The sequence below is a fragment of the Burkholderia sp. Bp9143 genome (genome assembly GCF_003853645.1).
Taxonomy (GTDB): Bacteria; Pseudomonadota; Gammaproteobacteria; order Burkholderiales; family Burkholderiaceae; genus Burkholderia.
The window spans coordinates 1-430 of record NZ_QTPO01000176.1; the positions used below are offsets into that span (position 1 = coordinate 1).

The 430-nt window shown below is 59.8% G+C and carries 1 protein-coding gene; it reads right to left on the reverse strand.

What is annotated here, in order from left to right; genetic code table 11:
* Positions 1 to 430: calcium-binding protein (locus DIE23_RS39225; protein WP_311767850.1), on the reverse strand; the 430-nt coding region annotated here is incomplete at both ends.

The following is a 430-nucleotide window of genomic DNA, read 5'->3' on the forward strand; positions in this document are numbered from 1 at the left end:
AGCTTGACCTGATCGGTGCCTTGCGTCAGATAGATATCGTTGCCGTTGAGCGTGACAGCGACCGATGCCGGCGTCAGGCCGGTACCCAGTTGCAGCACCTTGCCGGTAGTGCCGCCCCAGAAGTCGTACTCGTTGATCTCGAGATGGCCATAGCCCTGGTTGAAGATGAAGGTGTCAGCTCCGCCATTGCCGATCTCGACGTCGTTGCCACCCTTACCGTCGAACGTATCCGCGCCCCACGAACCGTTGAGCCTGTCATCGCCCGTCGTTCCCTGCATGTTGTGGGCCATTGAGATGACCTGTGCCGCGGTCCATACGGTGCCATCGGCAAACTGCACCTGCCCGACTCCGGTTTTGCCGGATCCGTCAGCCATGCCGTCGAGCTTGACCTGATCGGTGCCTTGCGTCAGATAGATATCGTTGCCGTTGA